We start from the raw sequence: 22,894 nt of genomic DNA, 5'->3' as shown, positions 1-22,894 counted from the left end.
TCAGCATGGCGGGCCGGCCTGCCGCCGCCAGCCGCGTGACACACCAGCGTCGAGGTTCCATGACCAGCGAAGTCATTGCAAGTCGCTACCGAGTGATCAAAAAGCTCGGAGAGGGCGGCATGGGCCTGGTGAACCTTGTCGAGGACACCACCACACATCAGGAAGTCGCGCTCAAGGTCCTCTCCTCCAAGCTGGGTGCGTCGGAAGAAGCGATCTTGCAATTCAAGCAAGAGTTTCGCCAGATGGCGGCGCTGCGCCATCCCAACTGCTGTGCGGTGTACGATTTCGGCCAACTTCCGGATGGCTCGCCCTTCCTCACGATGGAAGTGGTGCCCGGCCAAGGCCTCGATGAGATGCTGCCGCTGGACAACGAGACCTTCCGCAGCGTGTTCAGCCAGCTGATGCTGGCGCTAGGTTACCTCCACCAGCAAGGCTTCGTTCATTGCGACATCAAGGATGAGAACGCGCGCGTGCGACCCGATGGGGAAGTGCGCCTCATGGACTTCGGATTGATGGAGCGCGCGGGCGGCGCCTGCGGCACGATCAAGGGCACGCTGGGTTACATGGCCCCGGAAATGGCACGGGGGGGCCGCCTGGACCAGCGCGTCGACCTGTATTCCATGGGATGCCTGGGCTACCAGATGCTGGCAGGCCGCCTGCCCTTCACGGATCAAGAGCCAGTGGCGCTGATTCAAGCCCATCTGAAGCAAGCGCCGACCCCGCTGCGAGAGCTGAATCCTCAGGTCGACCCTGTCTGGGAGAGGGTCATCCATAAATTGCTGGAAAAGGATGCACCGGCGCGCTATCAGTCCGCGTACGACGTCCTGGAGGATCTCGGCATCGACGTGGGAGAAACGTCCGGCGCGGTGCTGCTCTCGCCCTCGTTCGTGGGCCGAGCCGCCGAACTCGACCGCCTGAGCCAGGGCCTGGAACGCTTGAGCCAGGGGCTGCCGGCCGGTGCCCTGTTGCTGAGTGGACCAGCCGGCGTCGGCAAGAGTCGCCTGGTCAACGAGTTTCGCTTCGCGGTCCAGATGCGAAACCATCCCTTCGTCGTGGGAGCGTCGTATGAACAGGGCACGGCGCCCTATGGGCCGTTCGTTGAGATCTTGCGCGGCCTGGTGCCGGCCTTTCGGGAGCATGTTCCGGATTTGCTCAACCGCCAGGCGCCGATTCTGGTCAAGTTGATCCCGGACCTGAGCACGCTGGCACAACTGGACCCCATCGTCGCGGCTCCCGACCTGGACCCGCCCTCCAAGGAAAAGATGCGCCTGCAGGCGGCCGTCTCGGAACTGCTGGCGGGTTTGGCCAGTCGCCGCGGCGTCGTCCTGGTACTGGAAGACTGTCACTGGGCGGATCCGCTCTCCACCGAGTTGCTGACTTACGTGCTGCGGAATTACCGGGAAGCGCCCCTGCTGTTCCTGCTGAATCATCGCGGCACGCCCGAAGGCCAGCCGGCCTGGCTGCCTCTGGTGGAGACCCTCGTGCTGGAGAATCTTGCGGGGGAACAGCTCCACGGCATGGTCGCCTCCATGCTCGGCTCATCGGAAATCGGCGCGACGTTCCTGGAGCAGATGGCGGCATTCTCGGAAGGCAATCCGTTTTTCATCGAAAAACTGCTCGAACACCTGGTGCGAAACCAGACCCTTTGCAAGCGCAAGGGACGCTGGAACAGCGACATCACGCTGACGCCGGAACAGATGCCCGGCGACTTGCAAGGCCTGTTGCTGGAAAAATTGGCCACCCTCAGCGAAGCGGCCTTGACCATTGCGCGCATCGGTGCCGTGCTCGGGCGTGAACTCGGCCTGGACATGCTGCTGCGCGTGACCCGTCTTCCCGAAGATCGCCTGTTCGACGCCCTGGCGGAACTGGCGGAACAATCGATCCTGGTCCGCACCGAGGAGGCCGGTTATCGGTTCGTGCAGGGACAGCTGGGCGAGGTGCTCTACGCCAACCTGGAGCCTGGCATGAAAGGACAGCTGCACGCTGCGATCGCGGAAGCGCTGGAGGCCACCCTGGGGGAAACGCCGCTCTCGGAAGCCCCGCTGGCCCTGGTGACGGCGATCGCGCACCACGCCATCCACGCCGCAGACAAGGAAAAAACGCTGGCATTTGCCCTGGAGGCCGGCACCCGCAGTGCCAACCTGTTCGCCAACCAGGAAGCGCACCGCTTCCTCAGCGCCGGGCTTGAATGGCTGCAGGCCGAGGAAGCCGAAAACCCGACAGGTCTGCCCACCCCGCGTCAGCACCTGATGTTGCATTACAGGCGAGTGCGAGGGGACGTCTGTCGCGTCTCCGGTCGCTCCGAGGAAGCCACGGCGGATTACGGCGTGTGCATTCCGCTGGCGGAAACGCTCCAGGAGTCCTTCCACCTGGGCCGCTTGCTCACCTCGGCGGCCAAGGTTGCCCAGATGAGCAATGACTATCCCACCGCCCTCGCGCTCACCAATCGCTCGATCGAAACCTGCCAGGCCGGAGGGGACGAGGCCGGCGCGGCGCGAGCGTTGCTGACCAGCTCCCGCATCCTGTATTTCACCGGCAAGCCGACTGAAGCCGCTGAACATACCCATCGTGCCCTGGAGTTGGCGCGGTCCGCCCAGGTTCCTGCCTACATTGGCGAGGCGTTGGGATTTGCCGGTTTGATGTACGTCAGCGGGGATCCCGACAAACTGGAGGAAGGTGAAAATAACCTCAAAGAAGCGGTCGACATCCTCAGTGCCGTGGGCGACCGGGTGGGACTGAACAACGCCTACAACCTGCTCGGCAATGCCCAGAACATGCAGGGCAACTTCGACGCCGCCTGGGAAACCTTTCAGCAAAACAAGAAAATTTGTGTCGAGATCGGGCTGCGCGACGAAGAGATCTTCGCCATCCTGAATCTGGCCATCACGGCCTACGAGCGAGGGCAATACCGCGATACCATCGAGCTGGCACGGGAAGCGAACGGAATCGCCACGAGCCTGAACTCCAAGTTTCCGCTGGGCATGGCGTTCACCCTGGAGGCCTGCGCCTCAACCTACCTGGGCGACATGAGCCAGGGCCTCGAACTGGCGGGCACGGCCCTCGAACTGGCACGCGAGATCAAGAACAAGTATCTGGAAGCGCTGGTGCTGCAGTACACGCTGGAAATCCAGTTGCAGCTAGGTCGCCTCGAGCAGGCCCGGGCGACCGGCCAGGCCCTCACAGCCTTGATCCAGGAAACGGGCAACACCGAACCCGAAAGTCGGATGCAGGCGATGTTGGGCGAGGTGCTGGTGCGACTGGGAAAGAGCGACACCGGCGTCAACCTGGTGACCCAATCGCTGGAAGCCTCGCGCAAAGCTCGCGCGAAGGGCAATCAGGTGCGTGCCCTGCGCACCCTGGCCTGGTGTGAACTTCAAGCCGGCCAGCTCGAGCGGGCCTGTGCCCTGGCTGAGGAGGCCCGCACGATGGCGCTGACCATCGGTGCCCAGCATCAGGGGATGCTGGCCTCCCTGTTGCAAGGCGAAGTGCTGCTGCGCTTGGGGCAAGCCGACCAGGCCGCGCTCTGCTTCGAGCACGCCAAACAAGGGGCGGAGGCGCTGGGTACCCCGCTGCAGCGAGCCGCTGCACTGCACGGCCTGGCCTCGGTGAACCCCTACCAGCGGGTGAACAAACAACGCTTCGTGGAGGCCCAGAAGGTCTTCCGGACCTTGCTGGAGGACTTTGACGATGAAGCACGGCGTCACTTCGTGTCTTTGCCGGAACGCCTGCGCATCCAAGGTGCGGAGGCGCTGCTGGGGCTCGCGCCGGCTTCAGGGGAAGCGGTCACGGGCGGAGCGCCCGGCGAACGCCTCATCCGGATGGCCCGAGAACTGGCCGATCTGGCTTCCCAGGTGGCGGCCCAGCACAGCGAGAACAATGCCACCGAGGATACCTTGCTGCGGCTCGAGCGCGTCCTGGACTATGCAGAATCGCTCACGGAGCTGCGTGATCCCGAGCAGGCTTTGAGCCGCGCGCTGGATGGCCTGATGTCGGAGGTCAAAGCCGAGCGCGCCTATCTGATGATCGAGGCGGACTTCTTCACCGGCCAGATCATGCGCCACATTCGTCCAGACGGCGGCTATCAGGCGGATTGGGCCCTGGCGACCCAACTGATCACCCAAGCCCGCACCAGCGGCAACGGCGCCTGGGTGGAGGACGCTCCCACGGATCCCCGCACCGCAGAGGCCGTCAAGACCAACAGCCTGCGTGTCCAGACGGCGATGGCGGTGCCGGTGCGACTGGGACAGGCCGTCGTGGGTGAGCTGTACCTGGATCGCGAGACCGCCGATGGGCTGGCTTACCAGGACGAGGACCTGCGTTTCGTCTCGCGGCTGGCGGACCAGGCCTGCATCGCCGTGCGCAACGCGGCGCGGGCGGCCCAGATGGCGCAGCGCAGCCGCCAGCTGGAAATGCTCAACCAACTGGCGGAGAAAATCAATGAAACCCTCGTCGTGGAGGAGGTGCTGAACCTGGTGGTGCGCCTGACGCTGGAGGTCACCCACGCCGAACGCGGTTTCCTCATGCTGCTGGATGAGCTGGCCGGAGAGCATCAACTCGTTTGCAAGGCCGCCTTTGACCGCGATGGCAAGGCCCTGCTGGAGGAGCGTATTTCACGTTCGATCTGCGACAAGGTGCTGACCACCGGACAGGCCATCACGGTGGTGGACGCCCTCGCCGACGAGGAATTTCAGACGTCCAAGTCGATCATGTCCCTGAACCTGCGCACGCTGATGTGCGTGCCCCTTCAGGCCAAGGGGCGCAACCTGGGCGTGCTGTACGTCGACAGCCAGGCCGTGGTGTCGACCTTCAGCGAACGGGACCTCGACCTGCTCCGGGCGATCGCGGGCCACTCGAGCGGCGCGATCGAAAACGCGACACTCTACACCCGCCTCAACCAGCGCGCCGACGAACTGGAGAAGGCCCTCGACATGTACCGTCGGGCCGAGCACGAGGCCAGCACCGACGTGCTGACCGGACTCTACAACCGGCGCTTCTTCCAGGATCAATCGTCGCGCGAGATCGAGCTGTCGAAACGCCAGCACCGCAACATGGCCGTGATCATGCTGGATGTGGACCACTTCAAGAAATTCAACGACACCCACGGCCATGCCATCGGCGACGAGGTGCTCAAGGTCGTCGGCAAAATTTTGCCCCAATCGGTCCGAGCCAGCGACCTGCCCTGTCGCTTTGGCGGCGAGGAATTTGTGATTCTGTGCCCCGACACCGACTCGCCGGGGGCCTGCACCGTGGCCGAGCGCATCCGGGAAGCCATCAGCGAGGTGGAACTGGTCGACCTGGAAGGCAAGCCGGTGGGCCGAATTACCGCCTCGCTGGGCGTGGCTTCGCTGTTGCCGACCGACGAACGCGTGGCCGAGTTGCTCGAACGGGCGGACACGGCCCTGTATGCGTGCAAGGCCGGGGGACGCAATCAAGTTCAGAGCTGGCAAGAAGGCATGCTCTCACCGGAAGAATTGAAGAAGCAGGAAAGCCAGGCCAAGGCCTCGCAGGCGAGCCACTGATCGCGTCGCTCGGAACGCAGCGGCCCGCCGTCCGGGCTACTGACGGGGATTGCCCTTAGAGGGCCAGGCCACGCAGCAGACTGACCAGCAATTTGGCCACGATCTGGATCGTGAAGAGGGCCAGAATGGGTGACAGGTCGAAGCCTCCCATGGGCGGCATCAAGGCCTGGAATGGGCGCAAGATGGGGCTGACAACCTGATCCAGAAAGCGCACGACGGGGTGATACGGGTCGATGCGTGGCAAAAAAGTCAGGAAGGCGCGCACGATGATCATGATCTGCAACACTTCGCTGACGATGAAAATGGCGTTGGCAGCTGGAATCAACAAATCCATGAGGCGTTCCCCTTCAGCGCACGGGTTTGAGGTCGCCCGACAGGGCACTGGAGCGGTCCGTCGCCGCCTTGACGGCCTGGATCAGGATGGAGCGCAAGGCGGCCGCCTCAAGGACCTGTAGGCCCGCGGCGGTGGTGCCCCCTGGCGAGGTCACCTGCTCCTTGAGTTCCGCTGGATGCATCCCGGTTTCCTTGACCATGCGGCTGGCCCCGATCACCGTCTGCAGCACCAGTTGCCGCGCCACACGACGTGGCAGGCCATTGTACACCCCCGCCTCGATCAGGGCCTCGATCATCAAGAACACATAGGCGGGCCCGCTGCCCGAGAGGCCTGTCACGATGTCGAAATACGACTCTGGAAGCTCCGCCACCTCGCCCACGGCCTCGAACAGGCGAACCGCGCGCGCCTTCTGTTCCGCACTGGTGGCGCCGTTGGCCGTCAAGGCCGCCATGCCCTCTCCCAGCAGGGAGGGCGTGTTGGGCATGACCCGGACGATCGCGGCCCCTTCCGGAAGATGTGCCCCCAGGTCGGCCAGCGTTTTGCCTGCCAGGATCGAGGTCACCAGAGTCCCGGGACGCCAGGCATCGCGCAGCGGGTCCAGCACGTCGGCCATCTGATTCGGCTTGACCGCGAGCAGCACATGCGAGGCTGCGGTGCAGGCCCGATTGTTGGCCGTCACGGCGATGCCGAATTCACTGGCGAGATAGTCGCGACGGGACTCGAGCGGGTCACTGATGAGGATTTCACCCGCCGCGTACAGGCCCTTGGCCAGCACCCCGCGCACGAGCGCCTCGCCCATGGCACCCCCGCCGATCAGAGCCATCTGAATCATCATGCAAACTGCCGGCCCTTGCGGGCCGGCATCTCCTGAATCGGACAGGGAGCGTTCAGCGGACGCGCCAGAAGAGGTCCTTCGGCTGCTGGTTGTTGCCCATCCAATCCCGCTCGGACTGGAAGGTGTTGATGACCACATTGGAAGGCGTGAACAGGAAGATGGATTCGCCAATCTTGTCCTGGTGGCCGTCCAGCGCATGGCAGGCCCCGGAGACGAAGTCGACCAGTCGCTGGCTCTGCTCGGGAGCCAGACCCATCAGATTCAGGATCACAGCCTTGCGGGAGCGCAGGTTGTCGAGAATGCCGAGGGCCTCATCGAACGAGCGAGGTTCAATCACGACGACCTCGTGGTTGGCCGTGGTGGGCAGACCCACGATGTTGCTGCGTCCGGACGGCATCGGGGCCGGGGGCGGCGTCAAGGGCGTCGCGTGAATGGCCTTCTGGCGTGCCTTTTCTTGCTGTGCCGCGGCCTCCTCGTAGGGCGCCTCGTCATACACGTCGTCGTCCTCGGGATCGAACCCGACCATTTTCTGTAAGTTCGACAAAAACCCGGCGCCCATCGAATTCCTCCTTCGTGTTCCCAATTTATCGAGCAAGCCTCTACCACCGAGAGGCTGTTCTTACTGGTTCATCGTTCCGCGTTGCGCAGCCTCACCCCGAAACAACGCGCTCCCCACTCGGATCAGGGTGGCGCCCTCTTCGATGGCGACTCGATAGTCCTGTGACATCCCCATAGAAAGGTGTTGGAAGTGACTTGGCCCGTGACAGGCGACCCGGTCGAACAGCCCCTTCAGCGACTGGAACCAGGGCCTGGCGAGTTCCGCGTCGGCTGCCTGAGGGGCCATGGTCATGAAACCCTGAACCTCCAGACCAGGCAGTCGTTCGAACGCACGTTCTGCGACCGCTGGCGCCTCCTGCGGTGGGAATCCATACTTGCTCGGCTCTCCGGATACGTTGACCTGAAACAAGACGGGTTGAACGAGTCCTCGTACGAGCGCTTCGTGACTCAACGCCTCTGCGAGCCGCCAGGAATCCACCGAATGGACCAGGGAAAAGTTTCCCACCACCAGTTTGACCTTGTTGGTCTGCAGATGCCCCACCAGGTGCCAGCGCAGCGAGTGTGCCGCGAGGGCCCTTTGCTTGGGCACGGCGTCCTGAACCTTGCTTTCCCCGAAATCGGTCAGACCCAAGGCCTGAGCTTCCCGAAGAATGTCGACGGGCGAATACTTCGTGACGGCGACGATACGGACCGCGTCGGGAGAGCGACCTCCCCGCTCGGCGGCGTGTCGAACTTGGGCCACGAGGTGCCGGATCCGCTGGTTCAGGCTGATATCGTCCAAGTCCCCTTTCCTGAAATCAAGTCCAGACGTGGGTCTGGAGATGGAAACCGAGTAAATATAGCACCTGCGATCCACATTAACAACGGCCTCCCCGGGCCATCTGTGCGACGCATCACGTCCGTCTGGTGCCGAACCCACGGGGAGTGGGGGCATCCTGAACGCTTTCACCATCGATTTCAGCCAGTCTGGCCAGGTGAAGGCTCCGGCGCGCTGGCAATCTGGTGGAGCCACCCGACCATCCAAGGCGTGCCGGCGTGCGCGGCGGGAGAACGGTTTGCTCATGACGGAAGTCCAGACCGTGCCGGTGATGCATCTCGAGGTGGCCCATTTGCTTGGAGACCGTTGTGAGATCCTGATTCCCGCCCAAGCGCAGCGCCTGCGACCGGCGGTGGTCTTTTTTCATGGCCACGGCATGGACGAGACCCAGCTGCGCACCCGCACCGACCTGGGCTGGCGCGCCAATCAACGAGGCTGGCTGGCTGCCAGTGCCCTGCTCGGAAGCCGTGCGCATTGGGGCGGCAGCGCTGCGCTGGAGGCGGCGGGCAGACTGCTTTCCCATCTGGTCACCCAGCATTCGGCCGATCCGCAGCGCCTGTATCTGGTCGGCTTCTCCATGGGAGGGGGCACTGCGTTGCTGGCCGCCATCAACCCGCTGAGCTTGCCCTATCGCGCGGCCGCGGTCGCCAGCAGTCAGGGATTCAGCGACCTCAGGAGCCTGGCGCAGGCAAACCCCACCCTGGCCGGCAGCATCCTCAGGGCTCACCCCAGCCTTCGGCGATCGTCCCGGACCGCCTCACACTCGCTGCTGAAACAGGCAGAAGGCCTGCGGGGCATCCCGGTCTACCTCGAGCACGGACTGGCGGACCTCAGCGTCCCCCCCGCGCAGACCCAGCGTTTGGCGGAACGACTGTCAGAACTCGATATTCCAGCCGACGTCCACCTTTATCCGAGAAGGGGGCACAGCGAGCGCACCATTCAGACGAGCGCCATCCTGGATTTTTTCGCCCGCACCACACCGCCCTTGTGACTGGGGTCTCTTGACCGCTCTGTGGACGTTGGCGTTAACTCGTGAGGGGTTATCTGGAACCTCACCCACGACCAGGGAGTCTCCGCCGTGACCACCGCGACCCTGTCCTCCTCCACCCCGGACATGATCCAGGATTACCTGGGGCGACTCCGCCTGAAGAATTTCTCCGAGCACACCCTGCGCTGCTATGGGCTGGACCTGTTACAAGCACAAGCCAGCCTGGGCAAGCCGCTGGCCCTGGCCAGCCACGAAGACCTGGAGGTCTACATCGCCGGGCTCGGCCGCAAGGGCATGAAGGGCACCACCGTGCGCCGGAAACAAGCTTCGTTGAGGGGCTTTTTCAATCATTGTCTGCGGCAGAAGGTGATCAGCATTGACCCGACGGGGAACTTCGAACCCCCCAAAGTGGAGGATCGACTGCCGATCTATCTCAATGCCGCCCAGGTTCAGGCATTGCTGGATGCCTTGCGCGAGGACTCCCCGGCCGACCGCCGCGAAGCCGCGATTGTGAAAGCGCTCTATTACACCGGGATGCGCGCGGGTGAGCTGGTGGGGCTCAACATCGAGGACCTGTTCCTGGAAGAACGCGAACTGCGCGTCTTCGGCAAAGGACGGCGGGAGCGCATGCTGCCAATCAGCGAGGCGCTGGCCCAGGCCATCCAGACCTGGCTTGAGGTACATCCCGTGGGCAAGGGCCCGCTGTTCATCTCGCTGCAAAATCATCACCGACGGCTCAGCTACGACAGCGTCTACAAGACCGTCAAATGCGTGATGGCGCGGGCAGGACTCGGGAACCGGAAATTCAGCTGCCACAAGCTACGACACACCTTCGCCACCCGCCTGATCAACCGCAAGGTGTCGATCGACAAGATTCAAAAGCTGCTCGGGCACCGGCGCATCGACACCACCACCATCTATGCGCATACCGAGTTGGGAAGTGACCTGCGCTCGGCACTCGAAAACGCCCTGTAAGGGACGCGCTTGAACTGGCGTCTGCTGATGGACGGGCCAGGCGAGGGGGCCTGGAACATGGCCATCGATGAGGCCATTCTGGAAGCGCATCGGCTGGGTGAATCGCCCGCCACCCTGCGGCTGTATCGCTGGGTGTGTCCCACCATCTCGCTGGGATATGCCCAGCGCGTCCCGGAGGCCCAGCTCCGCGTCTGGCGTGAGGCCGGCGCCACCCTGGTGCGACGTCCCACCGGCGGTCGGGCCGTCCTTCACACGGCTGACGTGACCTACAGTGTCGTCACGCAGGGATTGCCGGACAGCGTGTCGGCTTCGTATCGCCTGCTGAGCGCCCCCCTCGTCTCCGCCCTGGCGTCCCTGGGGCTCCAGGCAGGGCTGATGCCGGGGGAAGGGCGCGCGGCCAGGGAGTTGGGCTGCTTTGCCCAGGCCACGCCCGCCGACCTGACGGCAGGCGGCGCCAAGATCTGCGGCAGCGCCCAGGTGCGCCGGCAGGGAACCGTCTTGCAACACGGCACGATGTACCTGCGTCGGGCGAAAGAATTCGACTGGCTTTCGGACACCGCACAGGCCCGTACCCTCACGGAATTGCTCGCGCGCCCATTGGGCTGGCAAGAGGTGGCCCATGCGATTCAGGAAGCGTTTCAGCAACATTTTCCGGGCAGCTGGCGCCCGGGCGTCCTGTCAGAGGACGAACGACGCCGAGCCGAGCTCCGGCGGCCCAGCTACGAGGTGGATATCCCCCCTGCCTGACGGCCAATGGCAGCGCTCAACCGGGCGCTACAAACCTTCCACCAGGCCCAGCCACTCGTCATTGGCCTCAGCGAGGGCCTGCTTGGCCTGTTCGTATTCCTGCTGCACCGCCGCGGCTCGCAGGCCGTCCTGGTAGACCTCAGGCGCCACCATGTCGGCTTCGAGTTGCTGGATGCGTCCTTCCAGCGCCATGACCCGGGCTTCGACCTCTTCGATCGCCCGGGCTTGCTTGTAGCTCAAACGGACGGGTTTGGCAGACTCGCGACTCGGCGCGGCGGGCGTTTCAGCTGGCGTCTCCCGCTCCTGTGTGGTCAGTCGCGCTTCCTGGCGCACGGCGTCGTGCTGCTCGAGATAGCGCGCATACCCTCCGAGATACAGGTCCGCCCGCCCACCCTCCAGGTGCAGGACGTGAGTGGCGACCGTCTCCAGGAACCAGCGGTCGTGGCTGATGATCACGGCGGTTCCGTCGAATTCGGTCAAGGCCTCGGCCAGTTCTTCCTTCGCTCCCAGGTCGAGATGGTTGGTGGGTTCATCGAGCAACAGCAGGTTGCGTGGCTCAAGCAGCAATTTGGCCAGCGCCAGGCGACTCCGCTCCCCGCCGCTGAGCTGTCGGATCGGCTTGAAGACATCCTCGCCCCGGAACAGGAAGCAGCCGAGCAAGGTGCGCAGACGCGCCACCGGCACGGTGTCATCGACCGACCAGGCTTCCTCCAGCACGGTCTGGTCGGGGTCGAGACTGTCCGCCTGATTCTGCGAGAAATAGCCGGGCAGAACCCGCATTCCCACAGCAATTTCCCCCGTGGTAGGGGTCTCCACCCCGGCCAGCAGCTTCATCAGCGTTGACTTGCCCGCCCCGTTCGGGCCGACCAGTGCCAGGCGCATGCCGCGTTCGAGTTCCAGCCGCTCAAGGTCGAACAGCTTGCCCCGCCCATAATCCTTGGACAGCGAGGTCAGCGTGAGCACCAAGCGACCTGAGGGGGGGGCGGCCGTGAAGCGAAAGCGAATCGAGCCCTGCTCATCCGGGGGCGCCTCCACCCGCACCAGACGGTCCAGCGCTTTTTCCCGACTCTTCACGGCTGACGCCTTGGTGGCCTTGGCGCGGAAGCGGTCGATCCAGCTCTGCATCTTCTCGACCTCGCGCTGCTGACGTTCGAAGGCCGCCTGCTGGGCTTCTCGACGTGCCTCACGCTGAACGCGGTACTGGCTGTAATTGCCCCGGTAGGTGCTGAGACGCCCCCCATCCAGTTCGGCCACGTAGGTCACCACGGCATCCAGGAAATGACGGTCGTGGGAGATCAGCACCAGCGCGCCCGGATAAGCGGCCAGATAGCTTTCCAGCCAGGCGATCGCCTCCAGGTCGAGGTGGTTGGTCGGCTCGTCGAGCATCAGCAACTCGGGCTGGATCAGCAACAACTTGGCGAGCGCCGCGCGCATCTGCCACCCCCCGCTGAACTCGGCCACCGGACGCGCACGGTCGGCCTCCGAGAAGCCCAGGCCACTCAACACCCGGCCAATCTTGGCATCGACCAGCCAGCCATCCAGCCGTTCCCACTCCGCCTGCAACTCGGCGTGCTGGTTCACCAACCCCTCCAACGCGGCGGCATCCGCGACCTCCATCGCCGCCTCCAGGTCCGACAATTCAACACGCAGCGCAATCAGACGAGGAAACGCCTGCCACATCTCGTCCTGCAGGATGCGCCCGAGGTCACCCAGCAGTTCCTGCGCCAGGTGCCCGATCGTCAGCCGAGGACGCAGCACGACGCGCCCGGCGTCGGCGTCCAGGTCGCCGAGGATGATGCGAAAGAGGGTGGATTTGCCTGCCCCGTTGGGGCCGACCAGGCCCCAGCGCTGGCCCGGCGCGACGTGCCAATCCACGCCGTCGAGCACGGTCTTGGTCGGGTAGTGCTTGGAAAGCTCGGTCAGTCTCAGCGTCATCGGTCCAGGCGATTGTACCGCGAGATGGTCATTGAACGGGCTGCAGGAGACGGGTCAGGGCATCCAGCGCCGCCAGGACGCGCGGCCCCGGACGTGAGATCAGGTCATCCGGCAAGGTATGCAGGCGCCCGCGCTGCACGGCCCGCAAGCGAGGATAGCCGGTCGCCACCCGGCGCAGCGCCCTGCGCCGGTCCTCCGGGGCCAGCAACACCTCCGGATCGGCGAGCAGCAGGCCCTCCCAGCTGAATTGCGGGTAGGGGCCGGGCAAGCGGGACGAGACAGGGTTGGTGCCGCCCGCCAGCCGGATCAGTTCGCCGATGTAGCTGTGAGGTCCCGCGAGCATCAGAGGCTCGTCCCAGACCAGATAGACCGTGGTGGGACCGGCCGCGGCCGGCAAGCGCCGGCGCCGCAGGGCCAGCCCTTGGGACAGGTCGTTGGCCCAGCGAGCCCCGCGCTCCGGCACCCCGGCGGCCTCGGCGATCGCCCGCATGTTACGTCCCACGTCGGCCAGCTGGAGGGTCGGGAGGACGATCAGGCGAGCCCCGGTCAGGCGGGCCAGGCGCTGAACCGGTCCCTGCTCTCCCTCCAGCGCGAGAATCGTATCCGGACGCAGACTCACAACGCGCTCCTCGTTCCAGCCGCCCACCGCGCCGACCACCGGCAAGCGGGACACCGAAGGCGGCTGGTTGCACCAGCGCGTGCGCCCCACGAGGCGGTCACCCAGGCCGAGCGCACAGACCATCTCCGTCAGCGAGGGGCCCAGCGAGAGGATGCGTCGGGCCCCCCCCACGGGCGTCGCCCCAGGGGCGGAGGCCGGCACCCCGCTGCGGGCCGTGGGGGCCGCGACTGCCGGCAAGGCCAGCAGGCACATCAGCCCCCATCCCGCCAGCGCCGCGCGCAACCATGTCCGCGGCGTCAAGCCAGACGTCATCCTGGACCTCAAGGCGTGCTGGTGGCCAGTCCGATGCGCTTGGCGCCGCTGCCCTTGACCCGGTCAATCAGCGCGATCACCTGCTCGTATGGCAGCGACTTGTCGGCCGCGATGACGAAGGCGGTTTCGGGGTTCTTCTCGACCGCAGCCTTGACCTCCTCCACGAGGCCGTCCGGCGTTTGGGGCTTCTCTTCGAGCCGGAGGCCGTCGCGCGTCAGTTCGATCGTCAGCGACGGGGGCGTGTTCTCCGCCGAGGAGGCCTCCGGCAATTGCGCCGTGATCGAGGTGCGAACCTGGGGCAAGAACGCCATGACCGCCAGAAAGATCGTGAGAATCATCATCACGTCGATCATGGGTATCAGTTCGAAGCGTGGCGAACGCGTGCGCCTACTTGATCGGCTGAGCAAGGGGCAAGCCTCCGGGGGTCGCGGGCGCCGCGGTGTCCTTCAGCCAGGCATCGAGGTCCATGGCCAGGTCGTCGTTGCTGTTCTGCAGCGTGTGGTGGCCCAAGGCGGCCACGATCGCCACGACCAGACCACCGGCGGTGGCGACCAGGGCCTCGGAAATGCCGCGAGACAGCTCGGCCAAGGGATTGGCCGGGGGCGCCGCAGAAATCTGGTAGAAGATCAGGATCATGCCTGAGACCGTCCCAATCAGACCCAACAGGGGCGCGATCGAGGCGATCGTCCCGAGCCAGGAAATGCGCCGTTCCTGGGAAAGGACCATCTGGTTGGCCAGGTTGAGCCTCTCACCCAGGTCCCGAATCTGGCCCTCTTCGACTTCAGCGAGGAACTGGGTCACCAGATCGTTGGGCTTCTTGAGCAGCAACTGATCCTTCTTATCGGGGTACTGCCATAGCCAGTAAAGATGGCGTTTGGCGCGCGCAAGCGACCACGCGTGCTCGATCAGCAGGGCCACGGTGGCCAGCGAGGCGAGCAGGATCGGTACCATCGTCCAACCGCCGGCGCGGAGGAGGTTCAGCAAGGTCATGCCGGGTCGATGTCCTTTATCTTGAAGCAAAACCTGAAATCAGGTGCAGGAGCGGGCGAAGCTTGGTCGGGAAGGCCGAGCTTGGAGCGAAGTATAACATAACGGCAGGCCTCCAGATGTGACTGGGGTGACGCCCTCACTGCCGGGCGCAAGCGAGGACGCGGAGGCGGCACGGGTATAATGAGGTGCCGTCCAGGCGCCGACGAGGTCTTGCTCCCATGCTGTCGCTCCCTAGCCGCTACGCGCACCTTCGACCGCTGGGCCGCGGTGGCATGGGCGAGGTTCATCTGGTCCACGATCGCGAGCGCGACGGCGCGGTCGCGCTGAAGATCCTCCACGGCGCCCCCGATGCGACGAGCGCGCAACGCGAAGAATCGCGCTTCCTGTTCAAACAGGAATTTGGTGCGATGACCTCCCTGAGCCACCCCAACCTGGTGGCCGGTCACGACTATGGAGAGCTGGCGGATGGCCGCCCCTTCTTCACCATGGAAGCGGTGCCCGGGGTGGACCTGTCCGCCAGCGAACGCTGCCCCGAAGCCTCGCTGCGCCAATGGCTCCCAGGCCTGGTCGCCGCCCTCTCCTACCTGCACGCACGGGGCTATCTGCACGGCGATTTGAAACCTGAAAACATCCGACTCCGGGACGACGGGCTGCCCAAATTGATGGATCTCGGCCTGCTCAGCCGGCCGGGTCGCGCCGGCCAGCCCATCCGTGGGTCGTTGCATTATGTGGCCCCGGAGTGCATCCGCGGGGCAGCCAGTGACCCACGCGCCGACCTGTACGCCCTGGGGGGCGTCCTGTACCACCTGCTGGCCGGCCGGCCAGCTTTCGACCCCGATTTCACCTGGGCGCCGGTCGAGTTGCTGCGCGCCCACCTGACGCTCGAGCCCCCCCCGCTGCAAAGCCTGGCCCCGGATGTGTCGGAGGACATGGCGATCGCCGTCCACCGCCTGCTGGCCAAGCAGCCGGCCGACCGATTCCGCGACGGCTGGGAACTGCTCGATGCGCTCGGGCTGGACGTCGAGGGCGAGCGGGCGCTTGGCCTGTTGCGCGCCCCGATGATCGCGCGCGAGGAACCGCTCGCGGAACTGACCCGCGCCGTGGAGGGGGAGCGCCATTCGCTGTTCCACCTGGTCGGCGGCGCAGGGTCGGGCAAAAGCCTGCTGCTCGCGGCATGGCGGGCGGAGGCCCAGCTGCGCGGCTGGATCACCCTGTCGGCCCAGGGCCTGGGGGCACAGGCGGCACCCTATGCCGCCCTGACCCCCTGGCTCAAGGCCCTGGTGAGCCGCCAACCCGCCAACTTGGGGCGGCTTGCACCGATTCTGGTTCGCCTGCTGCCTGACCTGGAGGTGCCGCCGGCGGCCGCCCTGGATGGCCCCCGGGAGCAACTGCGCCTGCACGCCGCCATCGCCGAACTGGCGGAGGCGGCCGCTCCCCGAGCCACCTGGCTGCTCGACGACGCCGACCAGCTTGACCCGGCCTCGCAGAGCCTGCTGACCTTTTTGCGAGCTCGGGGCGAAAGCTGCCACTGGCACTGGGTCCTGACGCGCGCAGACGCGCCGAGCGAGGGGGAACGCGCGCTCGTGCTGGTCCCGTTGGACAGCGGGGAGGTCCGGCGCATGGCCCAAGCCATGCTGGGAGAGGTGGAACTGCCGGCACTGCTCGAAGAGGCCTTGCCCACCCTGTCTGGGGGAAATCCCGGCACGGTGGTCACGCTGCTGGAGCACTGGTACCACAAAGGGTTGCTGGTGCGAGCCGGCCGGCGCTGGGAGATTCCGGACGGCCGGACGCTGGCGCTGCCCGGTGGCCTCCGGGTCGTGCTGGAATCCGCCTTCAACGAACTCGGAGCGGAGGCCCAGCAGTTGGGGCGACTGGCCGCCCTGTTCGGGCCGAGCGGCTCGCTGGCTGCCCTGACGGCCCTGGCCGACCTGCCCCAAGGAAAGGTCTTCGCCGCCCTGGCGGAACTGGAGAGCAGCGAAACGCTGACCTACCAGGCAGGCAGCTTCCGTTTCGTGCGGCCCGCGCAGGCCTTGGCCCTGGCCAGCAGCTTCTCCGAAGCGGAGCAATGCACCTGGCACGCCCGCCTTGCTTGGGAACTCAGTGGCCGAGGCGAGCAACAGCCGAACACCACCCAGCTTGGCCTGGCTGAGCGTATGGCGATCGCCCGGCATTGCCTGGCCGGCGAACAACCGGAAGCCGCCATCGCCTGGACGCTGTCGGCGGCGCGACTGGCCCGCGCCATCAGTGCCCTGCCCGCCCTGCTGCCGCTGTTGCAAGCCGTCGCCGGCGTTGCCCCGCTGGATGACCGCGCGCGCGCCGAACTGTATGACACCTGGGCGGCGGCGCTGCGCTGGCAGGGTGACAGCAGCGAAGCCTTGAAGTTACTCGAAAACGAAGTGCTGCCGGCTTCTTCCGCCTGTGATGCGGGGGCACGCGCCCAGTGTCTGACCTCGCTCGGGATCGCGTACCAGGTGACGGGCAACCTGGCCAAAGGCGTCGAGGCGCTGCTCCAAGCCGTGGCGCTGGCGGATCAGGCCGACGATGTGGTGGCCGGCGTGCGCGCCCGCCTGCACGCCGGACGGACCAGCTATTTTTCGGGCGACACCGTGAAGGCCCGCGGCTTGCTGGCCGACGCGGTGAAGCAAGGACGCGAAGCCGCGGTCGACACCATGGTGGGCTCGGCCATGAGCCTGTACGGCTACGTGCTGGCCACCAGCGATCCGGACCAGCGTGACGAAGGCCTGGCCTTGCTCGAGGAGGCGATCGCCTACAACATGGCCCACGACAACCCCTACGATCTACACGAGGCCTGCAACAATCTGGGGAACGTGTATCTGAATCGGGGATGCGTGGAAGAGGCCCGAGCCCTGTTCGAGCGTTGCCAGTCGATTGCCCAGAAAATGAGCATGGCGAACGAGCGGGGCTTTGCGCTCCTCAACCTCGGCACCACCGACCTGGAACTGGGGCGTCTGGAAGAAGCCACGGCACACGCCCTGCAAGCCGCGGAGCTCAGCCGCAAGCAAGGTCGCAAGTTCCCGGAGGCCTACGCCCTGGCCATCCTGGGCCTGGCCCGCATCCTGCAGGGGGAACTCGTGCCAGGCTTGGCACAGCTCGACACCGCTCTGAAACTGGCGCAGGATCTGGGCAACCGGTACCTGGAGCTGAACGTCTACGCCCGGCGCTTGACGGCTCTGCTGCATCTGGGACACCTGACCCGAGCGGCGGAGGAGCTGACGCGGGCCGAGGAACTGGCGGTGGCCAGCGAAGACATCCAGATGACCGGGACCCTGGCCGCCTTCGCGTCGGTCTTGAAGCTGGCCACAGGGGATGCCCAGGCGGCGGACGCCCTGCGCGAGATGGTGGCGGTGGCCCGCCGCGCGCAAAACCCGCTGGCCCTGGCCCAGGCCCTGCGCTGGGAGGCCGAAAGCCACTTCCGGATGCAAGCGACCGACGCAGCGCTGAACTTGCTCGAAGAGGCCGCGCAGCTGGCAGAGTCGCACAGCTTCCAGCTGCTGGGGGCGGAAATCCTGGCCCTCTGGGGCCGGGTGCTGGAACCGCTCGATCGCGAGGCCGCCGCCGGCCGCTTCAGCGAGGGACTGAGCCTGGCGCAAGGCGCTGCCTGTCCAGTGCTCGAAGCAGTCTGCCGAGGGGGGCTCGGCCGGACCCAGTTCGCGGCGAGTCGGGAGCGGCTCGAGGCACCGGCTCAACTGAATCGGCTGCTGATCGATCTGGACGAGGCGGCCCGCGCAGACTATCTGGTCTGGCCTGAGCGCCACGCGCTGCTCCAGCACGTGGCAGCCCCGACCGGTGCAGGCTCGCTTGACCGCCTGCGCCAGTTGACGGAGGTGATTGGCGCGGTCACCTTGCAGACGGACCTGGACGAGGTCATGCAGCGCGCGCTGATCGCCCTGGTCGAACTCGCCGCGGCGGAACGCGGGTTCCTGCTGCTGTACAGCGGCTTCCAGGTCACCAAACAGGTGTTTTACGGTTTGGAAGCGTGGGAGAGCGACACCTTCAGCACGGGGCTGGCCGACCAGGTGCTGTGGAGCGGCGAACCCGTTTTCGTGCAGGATGCGACGGGGGATGCGCTCCTGTCAAACCGCCTCAGCGTGCAGACCCTGAACCTGCGCACCGTTCTCGGGGTGCCGCTCCATGATGGCGAGGAGACGCTCGGGGTCATGCTGGCGGACTCGCGCCGAGTGAACCCCGATTTCGGTCCCGCCGAGCTCGACCTCGCGCTCGCGCTCGGGAGGCAGGTGGCGATCGCCATCCGACGGGCGCGCGAATGGGCCGACCTTTGCCAGGCCTATGAGGAGCAGAGCTTGCTGCATCGCCTGTCACTGCGGTTGCTGGCCAGCGACAGCCTGGAGGCCGGTTTCACCCTGGTGGCGACCGAAGCGCTGGCGCTCTGTCGGGCCAGCCGCGCCTTGCTGCTGGAAGGCCGCAGCACCCGTGCCTTGCTGGCGGTCGACGCAGCCGGACAGCGGCTGCCCGAGGAGGCCGGAGACGTGTCCAGCAGCGTGGCCGGGTGGGTGCATGACGAAGGACAACCGCTGCATCTGGTGGACGCCCAGGCCGATGCCGCCTTCCAGAGCCGCGCCAGCATCCAGGCCCTAGGGCTTCGTTCGATCTACGCCGTGCCCGTCCGTCTCGGCGATGCCACGCTGGGCGTGCTGTATCTGGACCATCCCAACATTCTGGAAGAGAACGTCGCCGCTCTGGCGACCCTCGTCCGCCTGGGGGAGATGCTCGCCGCCTTCTGGCAGCGCTTCCCCAGCCCGCAAGGGAGTCGAGCGCCACGATGAGCGAGCGAGATAGCTTTCAGCGCGGCACCGCCCCCCTGGGACGTTTCGGGGGCACCCAGCCCCTGCGTCCTCAGACGCGGCCGCTCACCAACACCGGCGCGCTGGCCGGCCAAACCGCCGACATGGTGAAAAAGTCGCTTCAGACCATCGAATCGCTGGAGCCGCGGGTGGAGCTGCTGTTGCGTTCCTGTGAGCGCGCCAAACTGGAGATCCCCGGACTGGAGGCCGTTCAGCCCAAACACGCGCTGTCCCCCAAGGGCGAACAGATCGTGGCCTACCTGGCCACCAGCCTGCTGGGCAAGTCGGCACTGGTGCGCGAGATTCAGGTCGCGGTCTTTCGCTTTTACGAGGCGGTTCGCCTGATCATCCGGGCCCAGGCCGAACTTGACCGCAATCACCCCCAGCAGCAAACCCTCGAAGAGCTCAAGCTGCAAATTTTTTACCTCTGCCGATTCCACGAGGTGTTCAAGGAGGACCGGGTACTGGCACAGCTGTTCCCAGCGCCCGAAACGCTCCAGGCCAAGGCCAAGACGGCCGAGATGAGCGCGGTGGAGCGGCTCAAGGCCAAGAAACATCGGGAAGAGCTGCTGGCCCGCGCCGAGACCCTGCGGGCCAGCCTGGCGCCCCGGATGGAGACCTTGTTGCTGACGCTGGACATCATCGAAAAGGACACGCCCATGGACATGCGCGCCCTGCTGACCGGCAGCACCCGCACGGCCCGTCTGCTGGCGCTCGGCATCGGCACCAATGCGGAACTGATCGCCACCCTGGCGGCGGGACGACAGCATTTCCAACAACTGGACGACCAGCTGGCCGAGGTACGCGCGGGGGGAGACACCGCGCCGCTGCAGGCCCTGATTCCCTTGCTCTCCCGGCTGGCCATCAACGCCCGCCAGCACCCCCTGTTGAGGGATCTGTTCCCCACCAGCGACGAGGGCCTGTTCCCCGAGGAACAGACGATCACCTGACGCCCGTCAGGGGCGCCACAACGGCACGACAGCGTGATCGTGTGGGGTTACGGGCCAGGTCGGCCGGGTACAAAGGGGAGGAACCACACAGCCGGCGTTCGACCGGAGTGACAGCCAGGCGGTGGTGGCCCAGGAAGACACCTTGCCAGACGCTGAAGGACTCATCGGAACACTGGTCGGGAACCGCTATCAGGTGCTGGAACGACTCGGCGCCGGGGGGATGGCGGTCGTCTACCGCGTGCTGGACCAAGACACGCAAAGGGTCTGGGCCCTGAAGGTCATGGCGGCTGAACTGGCGCCTGATGTGGCCGCCCAACGCCGCTTCAAGAGCGAACACCGGGTGATGCAAGCGTTGCACCACCCCGGTATCCCGCAGGTGCAAGCGCTGGGGCTGACAGCGGAAGGCCTGCCGTACTTTGCGATGGAACTGGTCGAGGGGGAGGCACTGCCTGCGGGCGAGACCTGGCCGGAAGGCGCCATCCGAAACCTGGTGGCCGAACTCATGCCGATCCTGGCCCACCTGCATCGCCAGGGGCTGGTACACGGCGATCTCAAGGCCGAAAATCTGATGCGGACCACCCAGGGCGCCCTGAAGCTGATGGATTTCGGCCTGGCCGGCCCCGCCGGGACCCGGGCCCAAGGGCTGGAAGGAACGGTCAGCCATCTGGCCCCCGAACTGATCCAGCGGGGCAGGGCCGACCAGCGCTCCGACCTGTATGCCGCGGGCGTCTTGCTGTACGAACTGGCGGCCGGGCGCTTGCCGCACGTGGGAGGGAGCGCGGCGGAAACGCTCAAGCTGCATCTGACTGCGGCGCCTGCCAGCCTGCGCAGCCTGCGTCCGGAGCTCTCAGCCGACCTCGAGGCCCTGATCGGACGATTGCTCGCCAAACGGCCCCTCGATCGCCCCCAGTCGGCCAACGAGGTGCTGCGGGCGCTCGGCTTGCCTGCCGAGGAAGAGGACAGCCTGGCCCTGCCCTTGCAAGGCCCCTTTGTCGGTCGCCAGACCCTACTCAGCCAGCTGGTGGCAGCCGCCGGTGAGGCCGCCAACGGACACCGACCGCGCCCGATTGCCTTGCTGGGCGCGGCGGGCCTCGGCAAGAGTCGCCTGCTGGAGGAGGCCGCCAGCCAGGCGCGCCTGATCGATCTGCCGACGGTCACGGGCCTCTGCGCGGCCGATCCGATTCCCTACGGGCCTTGGGTGGACCTGGCCCGGGAACTGCTCGCGCTGGGCCGCAGCATTGCCCCGGAACCGGCGCAGCAGCTACAACAGGCGCTAAGACCGTTCACCGGAGGCGCCAAGGACGAGGGCGGCGACCTCGGCGGTGCGCTCAAGGTCGCCCTGCTGCGCCTGCTCGAAGCGGTGGCCACGCATCGCGGCCTGCTGGTGTTGCTCGACGATTGGCACGCCGCGGACGGTCCCAGCCACAAGCTGTTGAACGCGCTGCTCGAACTCACCAGCAAGGCGCCGATCGCCTGGGTGGTGGCCACCAACCAACCGGTTGGAGACGCCCTCGCGGAGACCCCCTTGCCCCCCTTGCCAGCGGACGAGGTGGCCCGCATGGTGGCCTCCAATCTGGGCTGCGAGCAACTGGATGAGGCGGTGGCCAGCCAGATCGTCGCGGCCACTCAGGGCTCTCCGCGCTTCATCGAGGAGTTGCTGCGCTACCTGCTCGCCACCAGACAACTGGTGCGCCGACAGGCCGGCTGGCAACTGGTCAGTGGCGGTGGGCACGCCTTGCCGAACGGGCTTCAATCGCTCTATGCGGCCCGCATCGCGGACTTGTCGGATGAGGCCCTCCGCCTGGTGCGCCTGTTGTCGCTGCACGCGGCGTCCCTGTCCGCAGAGATGGCGGCCTGTGCGCTGGAGGTCTCACAGGCCACGATCGACGAGGCGCTGGCCACGCTGCAAACCCGGCAGTTCGTGAAGCAAGATGACCTCGGTTTCCGACTGAGCGACCCCCAATTCGCGGCCTGGCTGGCATCGCAGCTATCTCCGGAGGAGGCTCAGGGCCTCCACGGTCGCCTCTTCGAGGCCCTGGCTGCCCTGAGCGAGGAGCCTCGTTCCCTGCGCACCGTCAATGCGCTGGCCCAGCACGGGCTGCTCGGGCCAACCCCCCTGACGGCCCGCCATTGGATGCTGGAGGCGGCTCGCCAGAACCTCGCCATGGGCGCGTTCGCAGAGGCCCGACATTTCTCGCAGGCCGCCTTCGAGGTGGCCGACGACATGCCACCGGCCACCTGCCTGGAGTTGCTGGAGATCCGCGCGACCGCCCATCGCAGCCTGGGGGAAGCCGATCTTGCCCTGAGCGTCTCCGAGGAAGCGGTGCGCCTGGCCGACATGCTGGGGGACGTCACCTTGCTGGCGCGCTCGCTGAACGGCCTGGGCAAGATCCACCAGCTGGCAAGCCGGTATGAGGCGGCCAGGGCCGCCTTTGAACGCGCCACCGAGGTCGCGAAGGACCAGGCCCCACTGGAGCTGTGCCGTTCCCTGC

15 protein-coding genes are annotated in these 22,894 nt (G+C 66.2%); 7 read left to right on the top strand and 8 right to left on the bottom strand.

Annotated features, from left to right (window positions below):
• The first annotated feature begins 59 nt into the window (after positions 1 to 59).
• Positions 60 to 5,519, top strand: coding sequence for a diguanylate cyclase (locus VKP62_08515; protein ID MEB3197233.1), 5,460 nt, complete (start codon positions 60 to 62; stop codon positions 5,517 to 5,519).
• Between the two features lie 55 nt (positions 5,520 to 5,574).
• Here the strand turns inward: VKP62_08515 and VKP62_08510 are convergent, their stop codons facing one another.
• From VKP62_08510 to VKP62_08495, 4 genes are all read right to left on the bottom strand, one after another.
• The gene (locus VKP62_08510; protein ID MEB3197232.1) at positions 5,575 to 5,853 is read right to left on the bottom strand and encodes a YggT family protein; all 279 of its coding nucleotides are present in this window, start codon (positions 5,851 to 5,853) and stop codon (positions 5,575 to 5,577) included.
• A gap of 13 nt (positions 5,854 to 5,866) precedes the next feature.
• Entirely contained in the window at positions 5,867 to 6,676 is an 810-nt protein-coding gene (gene proC, locus VKP62_08505; GenBank protein MEB3197231.1) for a pyrroline-5-carboxylate reductase, read from the bottom strand.
• 64 nt (positions 6,677 to 6,740) lie between these two features.
• The gene (locus VKP62_08500) at positions 6,741 to 7,247 is read right to left on the bottom strand and encodes a cell division protein SepF (protein MEB3197230.1); all 507 of its coding nucleotides are present in this window, start codon (positions 7,245 to 7,247) and stop codon (positions 6,741 to 6,743) included.
• A gap of 60 nt (positions 7,248 to 7,307) precedes the next feature.
• Positions 7,308 to 8,027 (bottom strand): YggS family pyridoxal phosphate-dependent enzyme, encoded by a 720-nt coding sequence (locus VKP62_08495; protein ID MEB3197229.1) that lies wholly within the window; start codon positions 8,025 to 8,027, stop codon positions 7,308 to 7,310.
• A 280-nt stretch (positions 8,028 to 8,307) separates the two neighbouring features.
• Here VKP62_08495 and VKP62_08490 point away from each other — a divergent pair, with 280 nt between their 5' ends.
• From VKP62_08490 to VKP62_08480, 3 genes are all read left to right on the top strand, one after another.
• Positions 8,308 to 9,054: a prolyl oligopeptidase family serine peptidase gene (locus VKP62_08490; protein MEB3197228.1), complete on the top strand. Its 747-nt coding sequence runs from the start codon at positions 8,308 to 8,310 to the stop codon at positions 9,052 to 9,054.
• Positions 9,055 to 9,141: 87 nt separating this feature from the next.
• The gene (locus VKP62_08485; GenBank protein MEB3197227.1) at positions 9,142 to 10,026 is read left to right on the top strand and encodes a tyrosine-type recombinase/integrase; all 885 of its coding nucleotides are present in this window, start codon (positions 9,142 to 9,144) and stop codon (positions 10,024 to 10,026) included.
• Between the two features lie 9 nt (positions 10,027 to 10,035).
• The gene (locus VKP62_08480; GenBank protein MEB3197226.1) at positions 10,036 to 10,773 is read left to right on the top strand and encodes a lipoate--protein ligase family protein; all 738 of its coding nucleotides are present in this window, start codon (positions 10,036 to 10,038) and stop codon (positions 10,771 to 10,773) included.
• 27 nt (positions 10,774 to 10,800) lie between these two features.
• Here VKP62_08480 and VKP62_08475 read toward each other — a convergent pair whose 3' ends face one another.
• The 4 genes from VKP62_08475 to VKP62_08460 are packed head-to-tail and all read right to left on the bottom strand — an operon-like array spanning position 10,801 to position 14,629.
• Positions 10,801 to 12,708, bottom strand: coding sequence for an ABC-F family ATP-binding cassette domain-containing protein (locus VKP62_08475; GenBank protein ID MEB3197225.1), 1,908 nt, complete (start codon positions 12,706 to 12,708; stop codon positions 10,801 to 10,803).
• 28 nt (positions 12,709 to 12,736) lie between these two features.
• Positions 12,737 to 13,639: a helical backbone metal receptor gene (locus VKP62_08470; protein ID MEB3197224.1), complete on the bottom strand. Its 903-nt coding sequence runs from the start codon at positions 13,637 to 13,639 to the stop codon at positions 12,737 to 12,739.
• Between the two features lie 8 nt (positions 13,640 to 13,647).
• A complete protein-coding gene (locus tag VKP62_08465) occupies positions 13,648 to 14,046 on the bottom strand; it encodes a biopolymer transporter ExbD (protein ID MEB3197223.1) in 399 nt (132 codons plus the stop codon).
• On the bottom strand, positions 14,027 to 14,629 hold the full coding sequence (locus tag VKP62_08460) for a MotA/TolQ/ExbB proton channel family protein (protein ID MEB3197222.1): 603 nt from the start codon (positions 14,627 to 14,629) through the stop codon (positions 14,027 to 14,029). Before VKP62_08460 ends, VKP62_08465 begins: the two co-directional genes overlap by 20 nt.
• Positions 14,630 to 14,847: 218 nt before the next feature.
• On the opposite strand from VKP62_08460, the gene VKP62_08455 reads away from it, so the two are divergent.
• From VKP62_08455 to VKP62_08445, 3 genes are all read left to right on the top strand, one after another.
• The gene (locus tag VKP62_08455) at positions 14,848 to 19,434 is read left to right on the top strand and encodes a GAF domain-containing protein (protein ID MEB3197221.1); all 4,587 of its coding nucleotides are present in this window, start codon (positions 14,848 to 14,850) and stop codon (positions 19,432 to 19,434) included.
• Positions 19,431 to 20,402 carry a hypothetical protein gene (locus VKP62_08450; protein MEB3197220.1) on the top strand — a complete coding sequence of 324 codons (972 nt, stop codon included), beginning with the start codon at positions 19,431 to 19,433 and terminating at the stop codon, positions 20,400 to 20,402. Before VKP62_08455 ends, VKP62_08450 begins: the two co-directional genes overlap by 4 nt.
• A gap of 142 nt (positions 20,403 to 20,544) precedes the next feature.
• Positions 20,545 to 22,894, top strand: a 2,350-nt coding sequence (locus tag VKP62_08445) for a protein kinase (GenBank protein ID MEB3197219.1), incomplete at its 3' end; no start/stop codon positions are given.

The organism is Candidatus Sericytochromatia bacterium, from assembly GCA_035285325.1.
Taxonomy (GTDB): domain Bacteria; phylum Cyanobacteriota; class Sericytochromatia; order S15B-MN24; family JAQBPE01; genus JAYKJB01.
This window is presented reverse-complemented; position numbering and strand designations above follow the sequence as displayed.

Coding starts and splice junctions, on each gene's coding strand:
- VKP62_08490 (MEB3197228.1), top strand. CDS start 8,308: ATGACGGAAGTCCAGACCGTGCCGGTGATGCATCTCGAGGTGGCCCAT.
- VKP62_08460 (MEB3197222.1), bottom strand. CDS start 14,629: ATGACCTTGCTGAACCTCCTCCGCGCCGGCGGTTGGACGATGGTACCG.
- VKP62_08510 (MEB3197232.1), bottom strand. CDS start 5,853: ATGGATTTGTTGATTCCAGCTGCCAACGCCATTTTCATCGTCAGCGAA.
- VKP62_08450 (MEB3197220.1), top strand. CDS start 19,431: ATGAGCGAGCGAGATAGCTTTCAGCGCGGCACCGCCCCCCTGGGACGT.
- VKP62_08500 (MEB3197230.1), bottom strand. CDS start 7,247: ATGGGCGCCGGGTTTTTGTCGAACTTACAGAAAATGGTCGGGTTCGAT.
- VKP62_08455 (MEB3197221.1), top strand. CDS start 14,848: ATGCTGTCGCTCCCTAGCCGCTACGCGCACCTTCGACCGCTGGGCCGC.
- proC (MEB3197231.1), bottom strand. CDS start 6,676: ATGGCTCTGATCGGCGGGGGTGCCATGGGCGAGGCGCTCGTGCGCGGG.
- VKP62_08475 (MEB3197225.1), bottom strand. CDS start 12,708: ATGACGCTGAGACTGACCGAGCTTTCCAAGCACTACCCGACCAAGACC.
- VKP62_08515 (MEB3197233.1), top strand. CDS start 60: ATGACCAGCGAAGTCATTGCAAGTCGCTACCGAGTGATCAAAAAGCTC.
- VKP62_08470 (MEB3197224.1), bottom strand. CDS start 13,639: ATGACGTCTGGCTTGACGCCGCGGACATGGTTGCGCGCGGCGCTGGCG.